14 protein-coding genes, 1 tRNA gene and 1 pseudogene are annotated in these 17,278 nt (G+C 67.2%); 7 read left to right on the forward strand and 9 right to left on the reverse strand.

Going from position 1 to position 17,278, the window contains the following annotated elements; translation table 11 throughout:
• Both I53_RS17615 and I53_RS17620 read right to left on the reverse strand, forming a co-directional pair.
• Positions 1 to 410: pseudogene (locus I53_RS17615) on the reverse strand (transposase); the annotation flags it as partial.
• 290 nt (positions 411 to 700) lie between these two features.
• Complete coding sequence (locus I53_RS17620) at positions 701 to 2,347, reverse strand: VPA1262 family N-terminal domain-containing protein (RefSeq protein WP_043352992.1); 1,647 nt, start codon at positions 2,345 to 2,347, stop codon at positions 701 to 703.
• A gap of 479 nt (positions 2,348 to 2,826) precedes the next feature.
• On the opposite strand from I53_RS17620, the gene I53_RS17625 reads away from it, so the two are divergent.
• The 3 genes from I53_RS17625 to I53_RS17635 all read left to right on the forward strand — a co-directional run bounded on the left by I53_RS17625 (position 2,827) and on the right by I53_RS17635 (position 6,445).
• Entirely contained in the window at positions 2,827 to 3,396 is a 570-nt protein-coding gene (locus I53_RS17625; RefSeq protein WP_148291195.1) for a hypothetical protein, read from the forward strand.
• Positions 3,393 to 4,748, forward strand: a complete 1,356-nt coding sequence (locus I53_RS17630; RefSeq protein WP_043352995.1) for an N-6 DNA methylase — start codon at positions 3,393 to 3,395, stop codon at positions 4,746 to 4,748. The genes I53_RS17625 and I53_RS17630 overlap by 4 nt, the downstream gene beginning before the upstream one ends.
• A gap of 527 nt (positions 4,749 to 5,275) precedes the next feature.
• On the forward strand, positions 5,276 to 6,445 hold the full coding sequence (locus I53_RS17635) for an SMEK domain-containing protein (RefSeq protein ID WP_043352997.1): 1,170 nt from the start codon (positions 5,276 to 5,278) through the stop codon (positions 6,443 to 6,445).
• 428 nt (positions 6,446 to 6,873) lie between these two features.
• Here I53_RS17635 and I53_RS30500 read toward each other — a convergent pair whose 3' ends face one another.
• The 3 genes from I53_RS30500 to I53_RS17650 form a co-directional block, all read right to left on the reverse strand.
• Entirely contained in the window at positions 6,874 to 8,268 is a 1,395-nt protein-coding gene (locus I53_RS30500) for a hypothetical protein (RefSeq protein WP_051044866.1), read from the reverse strand.
• Complete coding sequence (locus I53_RS17645) at positions 8,265 to 9,461, reverse strand: hypothetical protein (protein WP_043353000.1); 1,197 nt, start codon at positions 9,459 to 9,461, stop codon at positions 8,265 to 8,267. The genes I53_RS30500 and I53_RS17645 overlap by 4 nt, the downstream gene beginning before the upstream one ends.
• Positions 9,462 to 10,215: 754 nt before the next feature.
• Positions 10,216 to 10,291, reverse strand: a tRNA-Ala gene (locus I53_RS17650).
• Between the two features lie 123 nt (positions 10,292 to 10,414).
• On the opposite strand from I53_RS17650, the gene I53_RS17655 reads away from it, so the two are divergent.
• Both I53_RS17655 and I53_RS17660 read left to right on the forward strand, forming a co-directional pair.
• Entirely contained in the window at positions 10,415 to 10,717 is a 303-nt protein-coding gene (locus I53_RS17655) for a YggT family protein (protein WP_010684838.1), read from the forward strand.
• A 12-nt stretch (positions 10,718 to 10,729) separates the two neighbouring features.
• On the forward strand, positions 10,730 to 11,773 hold the full coding sequence (locus I53_RS17660) for a MaoC family dehydratase (RefSeq protein WP_043353002.1): 1,044 nt from the start codon (positions 10,730 to 10,732) through the stop codon (positions 11,771 to 11,773).
• A gap of 60 nt (positions 11,774 to 11,833) precedes the next feature.
• Here I53_RS17660 and I53_RS17665 read toward each other — a convergent pair whose 3' ends face one another.
• From I53_RS17665 to I53_RS17680, 4 genes are all read right to left on the reverse strand, one after another.
• Positions 11,834 to 12,484 carry an outer membrane protein gene (locus I53_RS17665; RefSeq protein WP_043353004.1) on the reverse strand — a complete coding sequence of 217 codons (651 nt, stop codon included), beginning with the start codon at positions 12,482 to 12,484 and terminating at the stop codon, positions 11,834 to 11,836.
• Positions 12,485 to 12,572: 88 nt separating this feature from the next.
• Entirely contained in the window at positions 12,573 to 13,925 is a 1,353-nt protein-coding gene (locus tag I53_RS17670; RefSeq protein WP_043353006.1) for an L-serine ammonia-lyase, read from the reverse strand.
• Positions 13,926 to 14,077: 152 nt separating this feature from the next.
• Positions 14,078 to 14,626: a formaldehyde-activating enzyme gene (locus I53_RS17675; RefSeq protein WP_043353007.1), complete on the reverse strand. Its 549-nt coding sequence runs from the start codon at positions 14,624 to 14,626 to the stop codon at positions 14,078 to 14,080.
• Between the two features lie 257 nt (positions 14,627 to 14,883).
• Positions 14,884 to 15,444 (reverse strand): L,D-transpeptidase, encoded by a 561-nt coding sequence (locus tag I53_RS17680; RefSeq protein WP_043353009.1) that lies wholly within the window; start codon positions 15,442 to 15,444, stop codon positions 14,884 to 14,886.
• A 207-nt stretch (positions 15,445 to 15,651) separates the two neighbouring features.
• Here I53_RS17680 and I53_RS17685 point away from each other — a divergent pair, with 207 nt between their 5' ends.
• The gene (locus tag I53_RS17685; protein ID WP_043353010.1) at positions 15,652 to 16,065 is read left to right on the forward strand and encodes a hypothetical protein; all 414 of its coding nucleotides are present in this window, start codon (positions 15,652 to 15,654) and stop codon (positions 16,063 to 16,065) included.
• A gap of 157 nt (positions 16,066 to 16,222) precedes the next feature.
• A partial coding sequence (locus I53_RS17690) for an efflux RND transporter periplasmic adaptor subunit (protein ID WP_251982353.1) occupies positions 16,223 to 17,278 on the forward strand: 1,056 nt, incomplete at its 3' end.

Consider the following 17,278-nt stretch of genomic DNA (forward strand, 5'->3'; position numbering starts at 1 on the left):
CCGGATGATCTCCAGCTTCTCAGAGGCCGGGTACCTCATGCCTCGTCGCCCCCAGCCCCGGTCAGACTTTTTTTCAGCAGGCGGTTTTCCAGGACGAGATCGGCTACGACCTCCTTCAGCGCACCCGCCTCGCGACGCAGGTCCTGGACCTCGTCGGCGGTCGCGGCACGGGCCGTGTCGCCGGCCAGCCGCTTCTTGCCGGCTTCCAGGAACTCCTTGGACCAGCCATAGTACATCGAGCTGGCGATGCCTTCGCGCCGGCACAGCTCGGCGATGCTGTCCTCACCGCGCAGCCCTTCCAGCACGATGCGGATCTTCTCCTCGGCCGAGAACTGCCGGCGCGTGGCGCGGCGGATGTCCTTGATCACGGCTTCTGCCGGCTGCCGCGCCGGCCCGGACGTCTGTTTCATCTTCGCTCCTGGGGGCTACGATGAACCAGCCATCCTCCGTTCGTGAAGACCCTCAATTTGTCTCAGGAGTGCTGACGGCGGACACACAAGGTCGGCAGATTCCAGAGCGTCGGCCAAGCTCCCAGTGGCCGGATGGACGGCCGCCATCCCGCGATCCAACTCGTCAAGCGCGCCAATCGCATCCAGCCAGGCATCGAACCAACCCAGAAGTTCCGCGAGATCCGCACGGGCACCCAGGCACTCGATTGCCTTCATGGTGCCCGCACGTTGCGCCTCTGCCCAGTCGACCATCAAGCTTGTCCCAAAACCGGCACAGGCAGCATGTCGAGCAGTGGGCGTGAGCAGCGCCAGACAGAGCCGATCGCGCGTCGGACCTCCAGCGGGTTGGGCAAACGCGTGACCACCCCCAGTCGCTCGCCGAGTTCGTTGAAGCTCGGACCGCAATGCCAGACCGCGTCATCGATGATCAGGTAACGATCGTGGATTACGGCCCGGTCGTCCCGCCCTGGCACTCCTGGCATGACCCGGACTTGCGGCGTGCGGGAACCGAGTTGCCCTGCGAGCCCCCTCAGGTCGGCCGCGAAGGCGAGCCCCTGCTGAACTTGAAACCCGGGCACCTCGCCGACGGTGGACTTCAACGCCAGAGCGCTCGTTAGAATGCGTGACGTGACGCCGGCGTTCATGTTCCGCAGGGCGAAATTGCGCATGTCGCGCATCCCAAAGAACGGGTCGACGAAGATCAGCCGGTGCTGCGCTTGCTGGACCAGGCTTACGATGAAGTCCTGCGCCTCCTGCATCTTCGCGTTTATCTGCGCTTTCGTCGACGGCTGATCGCCCGGTAGCGTTCCGAATAGCTTCTGCGGCGCCGCCGCCAGTTGCTGGCGCTGCTCGCGCCGTGCAATCAGCCGTGCCAAGCGGCCCCTTGCAGGGTCGTCGACAGGTTCGCCGACCGTGGTGGCTCGATCCTCGGCGACCTGAATGACCGAGTATGTCTGCGCAGGCTTACGTCGGCCGGCGGCTGGCACCTCGACCTTGGCCGCCCGGGAACCGAAAGTGACGTTCAGCGCAAGCTGATCAATCCAGTGTCCCGGCTCGTTGAAGCGCAGGAGCCCGCGGTCGCGGCAGACCAGTGCGTAGCCAATCGCGCCGGTCGGCTGTGGGAATGCCAAGCTCGCCGATCCGCTGGCATCCACCGAGACGGTCCGAAGATCGGTCCATGAGCCGATGCGCCGTTCGGCGACATGCAGGCTGAGTGAAGTCAGGTCGGCATTCCGCGCCGGGCTGCGCCGCGGCACGATCTGCAGCCTCAGGCTCTCGAGACCCTCTTGCGTCAGGGCGCCTCGGAACAAGGTGACCGACGCGCAGAGCGGATTAGGGGCGACCAGAGCTAATCCACCGAGCCACTCGTCGGCGAGGAAGGGATCGAAGCCAAGGTGCCGCTTCAGCCACTGGCGGGCTTGCTGGCTCCGTCCGAGCCGCCACACGGCGTGCGAGGGCTTCTGCAATGGAACGAGACGATGGATCCGCGGCCCGTCATGCCACGGCATGGCGAAGGGCGCATCGACCGCCACCGCAAATCGGCCCGGTGCGGGTTCCGGCGCAAACGGTATGGGCCGAGCCAGCACGGGACGCGGCGCCCGCAGGGCGATGTTCAGGATGCCACGCTGGGCTTCCCCATACCAATGCAATGCGTCGGCGCTCGACATCTTGGTGGCGGAGAACGCGCAGGTCCACCCGTCATGGCCCGGGACTGGCCAAGGCCGAGCGCCGGCACGCCAACTCTCCGGTGCGATCATGTCGAACGGATACAGTTCGATCCAGCCGAACAGGAGAAGCTGTTCCCTGTCTGCACGCAGCGACGCCACGCGCAGAACGGACTCGGGATAATCCGTCAACAGATGGTGCCAGGGTTCCCCTGGCTCGGCCAAGGCGTCCACGATCTTCGTTCTCCACTTGGCGCCCAGAGATGAAACCGAAATCCGGCAGTCGTGATTTCGAACGCGCGACCCATTCTCATCCGTGCGATTTTGATGATGAAGGTTCGCCGAGGGGATATGTCTCGTTCATCCAGGCGCGGCATCAGGCCCGATCCCGATGGCAACCGGGAGGGGGCGGCCGCGAGAGTCCGTCGGACCTGCCCTGCGCGTACGCTTCCCCCGCGGCGTGGCCCGGGTCTTACTGCGGAGGAGGCTTGGGTCGATCGCGGACGGCCTTCACGAGGGAAGCCAGCCCCGCGCAGAGCGCGCCGACTGCCGCCATAGCGGTGGAAAAGTCCTTCAGAGCCTCCACGATCGTCTCCTTGCGAAATAAGGCGGGTTGCGGGAAAGCCGCCTGCTGCGTAAATAGGGGTCTCCCTTGGCGGGAGTCAAGTGCCGTAAGCGAGGTTGCGAAATTGGCTGTCCGGACGTTGGGTTCTTTGGCCGAACCGATCTTCTCGGGACGATCCGTCTCACGGATCAAGTCGGCCCCGGGCGGCGTCCCGGTGCGACTGCTCGCGCCGCGTGATGTCGGCTTCGTCTTGGCGGATCTCGAGGCGCTCGAGTCGATGGAAGTTGATCACGCTGCCTCCGACCTCGCGTCGGTCCGCATCGCGGCGGGCGACGTGGTCGTGACATCCCGCGGGCCGGCGCGGGCCGCCGTTGCCCGCGAGGAGCACGCTGGCGCGATCGCGACCGCCAACCTGGTCGTCCTGAGGGTAGGAGAACCGAGCCTGCGGCATGTGATTGCAGCCTACCTAAGGGCACCATCGACGGCGCGACGGCTACAGGCCCGCTCGATTGGCACGGCGACGATCGGTTTCGGGACGCAGGACATCAAGGACTTGGAGATCGACCTGCCGGGATCGGGCGACTTGGCTGCGCTGGACGAACTCGTCTCCTTGACAGACCGATATGTCGCGGCCGCGCAGAACGGGATCACGGCGCGAATGGAGTTCGCGCAGCAACTCGTGACGCGCTCGCTGGACCTGGGCGGGGCTCGGCGATGAGCGCCTGGAAGGATACTTTCGGAGGGCTTGCGGCTCAGCTTCGCCCTCTCGGCCGGGTCGAGTCGGGGCGCCGCGTGCTGGCTTTGCTCGCCTTGGGGTTGCTTGCATGTCGGATTGAGGAGGGCGCCGACTGGCGCACCCTCCGGAACAAGGCGGCGAATGCCGGAGACGACGGCACTTTCTATCACGCGCTCGTTGCCCTGGCACGATGCGTTGAGGAGCGCGTCCCGACCCTGGAGGGGGTTTTCACCGCATCGCTGATCGGGGACGTCGCGCACGCCGGCGCCGCGCTCCCTCAGCTGGTCCTGATGGCCGCACGGATGGTCGAGCTTCGGGCCGCGGAGGATGTGCCCGAAGCCGAGTTCTTCGACGCGGCAGTCGCCGAGTTCGGGCAAGGCGGCGGTCCCGCCGGAGAACCCGGCATCTCCCGGCCGCTGGCGGAACTCATGGTCGATCTGCTCCAGCCCCGTCCTGCGTCAAGCGTGCTCGATCCACGCTGCGGAGTCGCGACGACTCTTCTCGAGGTCTCGCGCAGGGAGCCGAGCTGCAGGGTCAGGGGATTCGACCTCAACCCGCTGGTGACCGCACTGGCGATGCTGCGTATGCACTTCCTCGGGGCGGATGCAGAGATCAGCGTTGCCGATGCACTGAACCAGCCAATCGGGCCCGAGACAAAGCGAAGGTTCGACCACGCGGTCTGCGCGCCACCGTTGTCGGTGAAGGTCCCGCGACAGGAGCGCATGCACCTCGCAGGGCGGTACAACCTCGTGAAGGCGGTGGTGAACTCGGAGGCCGCTCTCCTGCTCGAATGTGCAGAAGCCCTCCGTCCCGGGGGGCGCGCGGCGGTTCTGATGCCGATCGCCTTCCTCTTCCGTTCATCGGATGCCGAGATACGGTGCCGGCTGCTGCAGCAGCGCCAAGTGGAGGGCGTGGTCACCCTGCCGACGGGCGTGGTTCCGTCGACAGAGCTGGCTTTCGCGATCGTGGTGTTGCGCGCTGCGGGTGGACGGACGGGTCAAGTCCGGCTCGTGAACGGCGAAGGCCTCGATATCCGGACGCATAGGGGAGCCGAACGTCTCACTGCGGAGCACATCGACTGGTTATCAACGACTTACCGCGATGGCGGCGCTGACTCACCCGTTGCGATCTCGGTCCGATCGAGCGCCCTGCTGGAGCGCGACGGCAACCTGCGCCCCCAGGTCTGGCTGCTTGCGCCAGATTCGAGCGCCGGAGACCTCAGGGTGACCTATCAGGCCGCCCTCGCGGCGGAACGGGAGGCCGCGGCGATTGCGGAGAGGATAGACGGCCTGCCGATCGTGTCTGAGCTTGATCGCCGATTTCTACGGGACTGAACAGCGATAGCGATTGAGTAAGTGAGTCTCTATCGTATCATGATTGTATAAATATAGATTTATTTGTTCATAATTTCCGTTTTTGCTTGAGTATGAGAGGTAATAGGCTTGATTTTAATCCGTAAATGTGCCGAATAGCGTCCGGGATGGCATCGCCATCTTAGAATTGTCCCAGGATGGCCATATACACGCCCTCATGGACCTTCCTCCTGCGGGCCACGAGGGCGGTGTCGATCGATTGGCGAATGCGGGCAATCCGCCCTTATTGGCATCGACCCAAATTAAGATGGTTCACGGAGGCGTGGGGGCTGCGAGCCGGGACCTTGGATCGGCCAGCAAACAGCAAGCTCACCTGCCGCATCGGCCCATCGAGTTGGTGGTTCTCGGTTACTTCCTCTGCTGCCAGCCAAGGCCGGTCCGCGTTGCCAGATTTTCCATTCCAAGCGCCAGTACTCAACGGGTTTAGCCGTCTAAAGACGGAGTAAGATCGTAGGAGTGGCGACAGCTTCAGATTGTGCGAGGTGTCCATGTCGAGCAGGGGTTTCTTCGTCGGGCAGGTCATAGACGACCTCGACGCCATCGCGAGCCAAGTGCGTCAACGGTGCAAGCTCGGGCAGACCGACCTCAACCGTGTGCTCGAAGATTTTTTCAAGGAACTGCTCAATCTAGTCTACGGCATCAATCTTCGGAACCTGAACAAAGATCGCAGTAACGCCCCTGGGCTGGATCTCGGCGACAAGGCGCCGGGCGCGCGCGTCGCTTATCAGATCACGTCCCAGGCCGATGCTGCCAAGGTCAACGCCACGTTGCGCAAGATCACCGCCGCCGATGCCGCCACCTACGATCGTTTCCGGGTACTGGTGATCGGTGAGCGGCAGGGAAGCTACGCACTCGATCCCAAGCTCGCTGCGAGGCGGGCCTTCGCGAAGACGGACATCGTCGGGATCACCGAGCTTTGTCGCGACATCATGGACCTGCCGCTGGCCGACCTGCAAGCGGTCCACCGCAAGCTCGCCGACGAGCAACGGCGCATCGTAATCGAACTCGAGCCCGAACTGCCCGACGGCAGCTTCAAGACGAGCATGCTCCAATTCATCGAGGCCAAACCCAGCATCGGGCGCTCCGATGCCTCCTTGTTGTTTGCGCATCCCGATGTCGAGGGACTGTTCGCCGATAACACGGAAGCGCAGACCGCGCTCGACGGCTTCGTTGACACCCTCGCCAAGTTGCCGCGCATGACCCGCGAGTTCTTCGGGTGGCTGGTCGATGAGGGCGAGGAGCCCAAGGGCATCGGCTCGAGCGGCCTTGAGGTCAACGCGGATTACGTCGATGCCAAATGCAGAGCTGTGCCAAACTTCACCGGCGAGATCCGGCTGCTGACGGCGCATGGTTTCATCGACTTCGGTCAGGAGGAAAGGCATCTTTCGGGGCGGTTGCGCCTCCATTTCCCGGGCTCCAGGCACGGCAACTTCAACGAGGCATTCATCAACTTTCGGAATGCAACCGGGCTGACCGCAGCGACAGTCTTTTCGACCATGAACTTCAGCCCGTTCGGTCCGTCACCCACGCCCGACGCAACCGATCCTGGCGCGGGCGGCGCCAGCGGAACCTCATCGCGAGCGCGGGCGGTAAGGCTCAGGTCGGGGAATGCGGGCGCGGGCGGCACCGTCCGCCGCCAGCCGCGGCGCGGCCCTTGAAGCAACGTCCCTGAACAGCCGGTGGGCTTCGGCGTCCGCGGATGCTGTCAAGCTTCAGGTCGCCGCTCAGTCCTTGGGTCGGTGTGCGCACCCCTCGTTCCCGAGTTCACTCACCGGATCGTCGTAGGAAGGGGGCCGGAAGCAATGTTCAAGGACTACGATTTGCTCGCGCGTCTGGGCTGGTTTGCCCAGCGGGGGGCTGTCCCCGGGGCGATGCGGACATTGGGGATCGCTTTGCCGCCGAAGTGACTCCCCGCCTCAGGGATGCGCTGCCGACAGTAATCTCGTCTGCGAGATGCGGACGGAGTGTTTGTTCGAAGCCATGGCGGTCAGGTCTGCGGCGCTCCGAGATGGGCGTGCATCACCGGATCACTGGCCGGTACCTCACCTAGCCGCCCCGTGCAGCTTACGATCGAACGAAAACCGCTCTAGCTGGTCACCAGGCGGCCTACGGCGCGCGCGAACAAGCTTTTCGCGATCGACAGGCTGCCCGGCTTTCCCCACCCCAGGACATGATCTTTCGAGGTCCCGTGATATTGGCCTTCCTTGCTCCAGGGCACGCTGACAGATCGGTCGGGAGACAAGGTCGGAAAAAAGGCCCTATCGCCGAGGATGGTGGAGCTTTCGACCGTACCGATTAATGCCATTCCACGAATGGCGGTGACCCCAAAGGCGCTTTTGCAAGCTTCCAGCCCTTGGAGCATGGTGCGACCGGTGCGGGCGACATCGTCCACGATCAAGACGCGATATCCACGCGATGGGAGCTTGCCGGTCAGCAAGACTTCTCCTGCGGTCGGATCCATCGTCACGAAGCGCGCGCTTCCGTCGTATGTACGCTGGATCAGCTTGCCCGCGATTTCACCACCGCCTTTTATCATCACGACTATCTCCGGCTCATACTCGCGCATCCGGACGACCATTTTGGCAAAGCCATCGATTGCGGTCGTCTCGGCGAGGACGGGGGGAACGGTCGAGAGGAATTTCGTCTCGATGGACGCGGAGGGCGCACGTAGGCGGGATTGGAAGTGCCGTAAGACAGGAGCGAGCTGCATGGTATTGGCAAAGCCCAGCCGCTCGTTGAGAGCCATGGCTAATATATCCCGGATCATTCCCGTCGTCTGAACGTGCAGATACTTATCGATAACCTCATCTTTCAGAAACAAGTCGAACAGCTCCCCGACCTGGGAGGCATGCATCTCGTCGACTCGGCTCAGTTCCAGGACTCCCGAGAGCTGCTTGGCGATCAGGGAGCGAAGCTTGTCGATCACGAGCACCGACTCGCTGACCGGCACGACGGTTGCCTCGCGATCCGAAGCATGTGACGTCGCGGCTGGCCCCTCGGCAGACCATTGAGTCTCCGACCCGGCACCGATGATCAGCGGATGCTGCCAGGTGTCGGTCAAGGGCACAGGCACTTGCGCGACCAAGCGACCGCTCGCTCCTTTGGGGGGCGCGGCAACGGTCTTACGTCGAGGGGCAGGAGCGGCTGGCTGCGGCTGGGCTACCTGAGCCATCTGCTCGCGAGGCTGCGCTCGCGCCCTGTCGTGCTCTTCGAGCATGCGTGTCGCGGCTTCCAGCTTCGAGAAGCCGCTCATGAGCTTCGCGCGCGCCAGGGCACGCCGTTCCTTGCCCTCGTTCGTGACGGGAAGCGACTTGCTTCCGGACGCCGCGGCGGACCGCGCCAGTTTCGCCCGCATCGTCTCGAGCGCCGCATCGTCCAGGCGCTCAAGGTTCGCCAAGGCCGCCGCCTCGTCGACGCTGCGTGGCGGCACGAGCCCAAGGATTGCCTTGATGGCGTCCTGGCGTCCCGTGCTTTGCGTCATGGCAATTCACCTCTCACTCGATCGAACAACTCGTCGATGTAAACGACAAGGCCCTCAGCCAGCTCCCTGGCGCCTTCCAGCGCCGTGTCGACGATCCCCGCGTCGAGGGGCTCACGACCGTGGAAATTCTGAAGTACGTCTTGGGGAACCAGGGCGTGCCCAACGGGTGCCAAGGACCGCAGTTCCGCCAAACGCAATTCGTCCGCCACGCGGGCCAAGATACCCTCGTTCAGCAAAGTGAAGATTTGATTCACCGGATCGAATGCATCGGCCGCCTTGTCGGAAGTGGCCGTGGAGGGGGTGACCTCGTCATGTAGCAGATCATAGCCCATCAGCAAAAAGGCAGATAAGGCTCGTTTGAGGCTTTTCAACGGCGACTTGACCTCGGCGGCGTGCCGTGCATGCAGCCAGGTCGCGCTCTCCCCTTTCAGCCAGAGGAGGTAGCGAGCGAACTCCTCGGCGAGGAGAAGGTCCCGAGGCGGGGTCGCCACGCAGAGGACGGCTTCTTGGTATGCGAAGCTCGCCCGCGCCCGGCCTGTCTCGGAAGATGCCTCGTCGACGAGGATCACGACGCTCGTCACGGGTATTGCCCCGAAGAGCTCCGACGTCCCTACAAAGTCCAGCTTGACCTTAGGCGGCTCTCCCGTTCCGGCGGGCTGCAGAAGCTCGTCCAGCCTGCCCCGCAGTTCTTGCTCGTATGGCAAGGCGACATCGGTGGAGGCGCACTTGATCGTGACGAGATAGGGAGAGCCGTGGATACGCGCCTTCTCGTCGATCGCAGGTGCGAGCGTGGAGAGCGGGCTTGGGTAATACTCGCAGAAGTCGAGATCGGCCGCCCTGTCGAGCCGACCTAGGAAGGTCGCGCTCCCCGAAAGACAGATGGCGTGCCGATGCCCGAGCCGAACAGCTTCGGCCAGCGCGATGGCCTCGATGAGGACATCCTCACCTGGGAGGGCGAAGGCTAAGTTGAAGGGTACGTACACGTCACGTCCCGCGACGGTCCGGTGTAGGTATCCCGGATGCTCCATGGCGGCGGTGAGCGCTCGGTCGTGATCGCCTCTCTCGGCATAACTCACGCGCGCTTCGACGGCGTCGACGAACGCTTCCCGCCGATCGGCGATGAGCCCGTCGTCGCGTTCGAGCAACAACGCCGTCTCGACGAAGAACTCGGGCCCAAGCGCGCGATGGTTCATGGGGCGATTGTCGGGAGCGGCATAAAGGGGGGGGGCTTCAGCCGGGGCCGAGGCGCTGCACGCTCTAGGTTGTCCTCCGTGGACACACAAGGGGCGTCATGATTCCGGCATTGCGCACCGTACATGCCGGGAGCCTACGCGACTAACCAGGTCCGGCGGCAGCCGCATGGGCTCAGTCCAGATTGCGCTTCGATCGTGGTACCCTCCGGCAACCTTGCCGATCGATCGTCAGCTTGGCGTCGCGCCCCCGGAGGAAGGCTCGTGCCCCGCCGCTTGGCGTCGTTGCCGATTCGCCGCACTCGGCCCGTTCGGACGTGGCTGCTGCTTGGTCTCATTGGGACGCGCCTAGTCAAAGCTCGCGAAGGCGTCAACGCGCCGGCACGGCGAAGTGCGGCCGAGTGGCGCCCCCAATATCCCCAGACGGTCGCGCAAGCGATCCATCTAGCTCCTACGCGACCGCTGGCTGAGGCCGGCTCGAGAAGACTGGCAGTTAGGCAGGCGCCGCGAGGCGCGACCCAGCGTCCTTGCAAATTTGCTCAGACGAAGAGGGCCGGTGGGCGGCAATTGCTAGCAGGGGAGCGGCGCGTCGCCTCGACGCAAGCGACGATTCGTGGACTGTTCGCCAGAACACGTGCTGAAAAGCCGATTACGAAGGGATTAGCCGCCCGTCCCGAGGGGATTTATCGGGATTTATCCGGGATGACTGATTGCCTAAGCCATTCCTGCCACTCACATATTTTCCGCAGAAAATAAGTGGTGGAGCTGAGGGGATTCGAACCCCTGACCTCCGCAGTGCGATTGCGGCGCTCTCCCATCTGAGCTACAGCCCCGTCGAGGCGCCGGCCTTGTAGGCGCGGGCGGCTCAGCCTGTCAATTCCCTGTTTCAACGTCGCCCGCCGCGCGCCGCTCCGGCGCTGGGGTGCGGGCGCCCCGAGGATAGCGCGCGGACCTGCATGAACGCCCTGATCTGGCTCTTCGACACGGTCGTCCAGCTTTTCATCTATGTCCTCATCGCAAGCGCGGTTCTCAGCTGGCTGGTGGCGTTCAACGTGGTGAACGTGCGCAACCCGATCGTCGCGCAGATCGGCGAGGTGCTCTACCGGCTGACCGAGCCGGTGCTGCGGCCGATCCGCAACCTGCTGCCCAATCTCGGCGGCGTCGACATCTCGCCGATCATCCTGATCCTGCTGCTGCTGTTCATCAGCCGCCTGCTGCACGAGTACGCCGTGCCCGCAACCTACGTTTACGCGCAGTAGGACCGAACGCCCGTGAAGACGAATCCCGGCCGCTTCTTCGAGGATTTCCGCCTCGGCGAGACCATCCGCCACGCCACCCCGCGCACCGTGACGGTGGGCGACGTGGCGCTCTACACCGGCCTCTACGGGCCGCGCTTCGCCGTGCAGTCGTCGGACGCCTTCGCCCGGGCCATCGGCTACCCGAAGAGCCCGCTCGACGACCTGCTCACCTTCCACATGGTGTTCGGCAAGACCGTCCCGGACGTCTCGCTGAACGCGCTGGCCAATCTCGGCTACGCGGAGGGCGGGTTCCGGCGGCCGGTCTATCCGGGCGAGACGCTGTCCACCGTGTCGGAGGTGATCGGCCTCAAGGAGAGCTCGAACCGCCAGACCGGCGTGGTCTATGTCCGCTCGGTGGGCTCCGACGAGCGCGGCGAGACCGTGCTGAGCTATTGCCGCTGGGTCCTCGTGCGCAAGCGCGACCCCGAGGCGGCCATCGCCGAGGAGCACGTGCCGAGCCTCGCCAAGGTGGTCGACCCGCAGGATCTCGCGGGCGCCCTGCCGAAGCTCTCGGCCGCCGCCTACGACACCGACCTCGCCGGCAGCCCGCACCGCTTCGCGGATTACGCGGTCGGTGAGAAGATCGACCACGTCGACGGCATGACCGTCGAGGAGGCCGAGCACCAGATCGCCACGCGCCTGTTCCAGAACACCGCCAAGGTGCATTTCGACGGGCTGGCCGCCAAGGACACCCGGTTCGGCCGGCGCCTGATCTACGGCGGCCACGTCATCTCGCTCGCCCGGGCGCTGAGCTTCAACGGGCTCGGCAACGCCTTCGCCCTCGCGGGCATCAATGCCGGCCGCCACGTGGCACCGCTGTTTGCCGGCGACACGGTCTATGCCTGGAGCGAGGTGCTGGCCACAGCCGATGTCGGCCGCGACGATGTCGGGCTTCTGCGCCTGCGGACGGTCGCCACCAAGAATCAGCCCTGCGGCGCCTTCCCGGACCGCGCGGGCGACGGCTACGACCCGGCGGTGATCCTCGACCTCGACTACTGGGCCTTCGTCCCGAAGTAGGGTGCCGATCAGGGGGCCGCCTCCCGGCACCGCCGCGCGGCGGTGCCGGGAGAGACCGCCTCAGCGGATCCCGCCGCCGACCACGCCCGCCTCGACCGCCAGCGAGAGGCGGTCCGTGACCGCCCACTCGATGCCGACGCCCGCGACCGGCCGCACCGCGATGTCCTGGCGCGTGAACGGCAGCGACCCCGGGGTCGGCCCGACGCGCAGCGTCTGGTGCAGGGCCAGCGCGCCGGTCTTGGCGTAGACCAGCACGTCCGGCGCGACGAGGGTGCCGACCTTCACCTCCAGGGACCCGGCGAAGTCGTTGGAATAGGCGAGCCGCCCGAAGCCCGGCGTGAGATTGCCGTCGAGCCCGGCCAGATAATCGAACCCGCCGCTGATGCCGTAGAGGATCGGGCCCTCCTGCCACATCCGGCCGCCCTCGAACCCGATCGTCGGGCCCGAATAACTGCCGAAATGCCGGGACGTGCTGACCGCGTAGCCGGTCGAGAGGCGCGCGTAGGAGCCGGTCCAGCGGCCATACGCGTCCTCGGGCATCTGCGGCCAGGCGAAGGAGGGCAGCGGCGCGAAGCCGACGGACGGCCAGAACAGCGCCTGGGCGGCGGCGGGACCCGCCGGGAGACACGCGGCCCCGAGCCCGAGACCGGCCCCGAGCGCGAGACCGGCCGCGAGGCGGCTGAACGGACGGGAATCGGCGCGTCTGATCATCCCGCCATCCTAGCCGAAGCTCCCCGCCCGCGACAGGCGGAACCCGCGCACCCGCGGGATCGTGCGCGGCGCGCCGGGGCCGGCGTGCTCAGCAGGCGGCGACGTTGACCGCGAGGCCGCCCAGGGAGGTTTCCTTGTACTTGGCCTGCATGTCGTGCCCGGTCTGGCGCATGGTCTCGATGACCTGGTCGAGGCTCACGAAATGCACCCCGTCACCGTGCAGCGCCAGGGAGGCGGCGGCCACCGCCTTGTTGGCGCCGAAGGCGTTGCGCTCGATGCAGGGGATCTGCACGAGGCCGCCGATCGGGTCGCAGGTCATGCCGAGATGGTGCTCCATGGCAATCTCGGCGGCGTTGGCCACCTGGGGCGGCTCGCCCCCGAGGATCGCGGCGAGGCCCGCCGCCGCCATGGCCGAGGCCGAGCCGACCTCGCCCTGGCACCCGACCTCGGCGCCCGAGATCGAGGCCCGGCGCTTGATCAGCCCGCCGATGGCCGCGGCGGCGAGGAGGTAGTCGCGGCCGCGCGACTCGCTCCAGCCGGGGCAGAAATCCACGATGTAGCGCAGCACCGCGGGGACGATCCCGGCCGCACCGTTGGTCGGCGCCGTGACGATGCGGCCGCCGGAGGCGTTCTCCTCGTTCACCGCCAGGGCGAACAGGCTGATCCAGTCCATGATCTCGTGGGCCGGACGGCTGTTGGACAGCCGGTTCGCTTCGAGCGTCGCGTGGAGCCGCTTGGCGCGCCGCCGCACCTTGAGGCCGCCCGGCAGCTCGCCGTCCATGCGCAGACCCCGGGCGATGCAGGCGAGCATGGCGTCGCGGATGGCATCGAGCCCGGCCTCGATCTCCGCGTCGGAGCGCAGGGCGCGCTCGTTGGCCATCTGGACCTGCGGGATCGTCAGGCCGGTCTCGGCGCAGGTCCGCAGGAGGTCGGCGCCGCTCTCGAACGGATACGGCAGCGCCACCGCGTCCAGGCCGGCGGTGCCGGGCTCGTCCTCTTCTTCCACGAAGCCGCCGCCTACGGAGTAGCAGACCACCTCGTCCAGAAGCCCGCCGGCAGGATCGTAGGCGCGAAAGCGCATGCCGTTGGTGTGGCGCGGCAGCACCTCGGTGAAGTTGAAGAGAAGGTCCCGCGTGCCATCGAAGGCAATGCCGGGCAGGCCGAGGGCGCCGGTCTCGGCGAGGGCCTGCGTGTAACCGGCCACGGCGTCGGGATCGACGGTGGCGGGCTCGTGCCCCAGGAGGCCGAGGAAGATCGCCACGTCGGTGCCGTGGCCGCGCCCGGTCCAGGCGAGGGAGCCGAAGATCTCCGCGCTCACCCGCGCGACGCCGGACCGGCCGGCGACGCGGTCGCGGAAGCGGCGCGCGGCGACCATCGGGCCGATCGTGTGCGAACTCGACGGGCCGATCCCGATCTTGAACAGATCGAAGGCGCTGATCATGGCGTGGCGTCTCTCCCTATCGGCCCGGTCCCCGGACGCGGCCCTGCAGGAAGCCGGCCATGCGGTCCCCGCAGGAACGCCCGCCGGCTCCGCGCCGCGGCCGCCGGCCGGGAGCCGACGGCGGGAGGCGTGATCGCGGCGCGGACGGGCGCTCAGATCTTCCCGTCGAGGCCCATCTGGTAGTACTTGTGGACGATCTTGTCCTGGTTCTCGAGGAGCCAGTCGATCGAGGGCTCGTTGGTCATGGCCTTGCGGATGGCCTCGGTCATGCCGCGGCGCTGGATGTCGAACAGCGCCTTGTGGTCGACATGCTGGGCCTCGATGACGCCGGGGCTGAGCCAGACCGAGCAGATGATGCCGAGATCGTTGGCCTTGTGCTTGGGGATGTAGCCCGCCCGCACGGCGTCGAGGACGCCGTTGGCGATGGCGAACTGCACGGTGCCCATCAGGATCGAGGTGTACTTGCTCTCGGTGACGCTGACCTTGGACACGCAGAGCGTGACCGGGCGCACCATGATGTCGGTGTTCAGCAGGGCGAAGACGCGGCTGTGGCCGACGACCTGATCGCCGGTCAGCGTGGCGAGGGCGGTGCCGACCGGCCCGTCGAGTTCGCCGATGATGACCTCGGGCTCCGAGGCGGTGTTGGGCGGCCCGCCCGCCACCAGGGCCTCGCCGGCCCGCAGGATGATGCGTTCGTTCATGCTGTCCCTCGTGGAGATCGGGCGATCCGGCTCTGCCCGACGGCGCGGCTCCTATCACCGGCCCGCCGCGCCTGTCGACGCGGACCCGGCCGCAGCCGCAGCCGCAGCCGCGCCGATCCGGCCGCGCACGGCCTTGCGCGTCGCGGTCGGTCCGCGCGCCGCTTGGGGGCCGCTCCGAGGCGCAGGGGAGAGGGCGACGCAGGGGAGAAGGCGACGCAGGGGGGAGGGCGGCGGCCGGGCGCCGCCACCCGCCGCGATCAGTCGCGCACGACGACCTTGGTGCCGACCCGGACCCGGTCGTAGAGGTCGACCACGTCCTTGTTGGTCATGCGGATGCAGCCCGACGAGACCGCCGCCCCCATCGTCTCCGGCTCGTTCGAGCCGTGGATGCGGTAGAGCGAGGAGCCGAGATAGAGGGCGCGGGCGCCCAGCGGGTTGTCCTGGCCGCCGGCCATGTAGCGCGGCAGGTCCGGGCGGCGGGCCAGCATCTGCTGCGGCGGGCGCCAATCCGGCCATTCCTTCTTCATGGTGACGGTCTTGGTGCCCGACCACGAGAAGCCCTGCCGGCCGACGCCGACGCCGTAGCGGACCGCCGCGCCGCCGCCCAGCACGTAGTAGAGCCGGCGCTGGCGCGTCGAGACCACGATCGTCCCGGGCTTCTCCTTGCCGGTCCACGCCACGGTCTCGCGGGGGATCGCCTGGCTGCGGAAGACGTTTGAGGAAGTCGCGATGGGGCCCCTGTCCAGCGGGTTGGCCAGCGCGGGGGCGCTTCCAAGCAGCAACCCCGCGAGCCCGAGCAGCGCGATCCGTCTCGGCATGGTCTCCATCCTCCGTCCGTCGTGGCGCAGACCTTCGCGGTGCCCTGCGCGCATCGGGCGAGCCGGCCCGGACTTCACGGCAAGGTTGAGGCCGGGCCGTCGGGATGTGCACTTCCGGGCGTAGCTGTGTGCTGCATGCAACACTCCGCGGACGCCGCGACGCCGTGGGTGATTGCGCCCGGCGACAGCCGTGCTTATCTCAGATTCGTGATCCGATCCGCCGCCCTTCTGGCCCGCCGTGTCGCGGCCTTGCCGGACCGCCTCGCCCGGGGCCTCGCCGTGCTGGCGCTGCTCGTCCTCGCGGCGGCCGCGATGGCCGCCGTGCCGGCCCGGGCCCAATCCGCGCGGCCGGAGGGCCCGGCCTGCGCGATCACGAGCCCGCGCCTCTCGGTTCTGTCGGGCACGCCGGACGCGCAACCCGAGGCCAAGCGGTCCGTCTTCGGCCGCACCGATCTCTGCGCCGCCGACAGCGAGATCCTCACCGAACTGGGGCTGCCGCGCCCGCCGGTCGAGGCGCCGCGGCCCCGTCACACTCTTTCCGCATCGTTCGAATACAGGTCCGACATCCTGCCGGCTTCCGCGCCGGACGGTTCGCCGTACCGGCCTCCCCGCTTGGCCTGACGCGCGCCCCGGCCCTGGCGGCCGGCGAGGATGCGCGCCTGTCCTGATCTCCGTCCGACCGGCCGCGTGACCGGTCCCGAGATCTGCCACGACGATGCGCGGGTCCATGCTCCGCGCCAGCCTCAGCAGACGCATGTTTTCAGGAGCGTCGGAAATCGTGACCCGCACTCTGTCCGTCAGAACCTCATCCTCTCGCCGCCGTCCGGGCCGGGCCAGGACCGTCCTGCCCGCGGCCCTGCTTCTGCTCGGCCTCGCGGCCTGCAACCCGAAGCAGGTGGCCGCGCCGGCGCCGCCGGTGCCCGAGGTCGGCTTCGTCAAGGTCGAGCCCCAGGCGATCCCCTATCTCCGCGACCTGCCGGGCCGTGTCGCGCCCATGCGCATTGCCGAGGTCCGCTCCCGGGTCTCCGGGCTCGTGGTGAAGCGGCTCTTCGAGCAGGGCAGCCAGGTCAAGGAAGGCGACATCCTCTACAAGATCGACCCGGCGCCCTATCAGGTCGAGCTCGCCAGCGCCGAGGCGGCGCTCGCCCGTCAGGAGGCCGCCCTCGTGCTGGCCCGGCAGCAGGCCGACCGGCTCGAGCAGCTGCTGACGCGGGCCACCGCCAGCCAGGCCCAGTACGATGCCGCCTTCGCGGCCAAGAAGCAGGCCGAGGCGGAGGTCGCCGGCGCCAAGGCGGCCCGCGACCGGGCGCAGCTCAACCTCGGCTGGACCGACGTGCGCGCGCCGATCACCGGCCGGATCGGCCGGGCGCTGCTCACCGAGGGCACCCTGATCGAGCCGGGCTCCACGGGGGCGCTCGCCACGATCCAGCAGCTCGACCCGATCTACGTCGACATCACCCAGTCGGTGGGCGAATTGAACCGCCTGCGCCGGGATCTCGCCAGCGGGGAGCTGGCGCGGCTGGAGGAAAACACCGCCAACGTCCACCTGATCATGGATGACGGCTCCCTCTACCCGCTGGCCGGCCGGCTCCTGTTCTCGGACGTCACCGCCGATCCGAGCACCGGCCAAGTGACCCTGCGGGTGCAGTTCCCCAACCCGCACGACGAGCTGTTCCCCGGCATGTACGTGCGGGCGCGGATCAAGCAGGGCATCGATTCCGACGCCATCGCGGTGCCGCAGCAGGCGATCCAGCGCACCGACGACGGCCGCGCCGAGGTCTGGGTGGTGCGCGCCGACGAGACGGTCATGCGCCAGCCCGTCGAGGTCGGGCCG

Source organism: Methylobacterium sp. B1 (assembly GCF_000333255.1).
Classification (GTDB): Bacteria; Pseudomonadota; Alphaproteobacteria; order Rhizobiales; family Beijerinckiaceae; genus Methylobacterium; species Methylobacterium fujisawaense.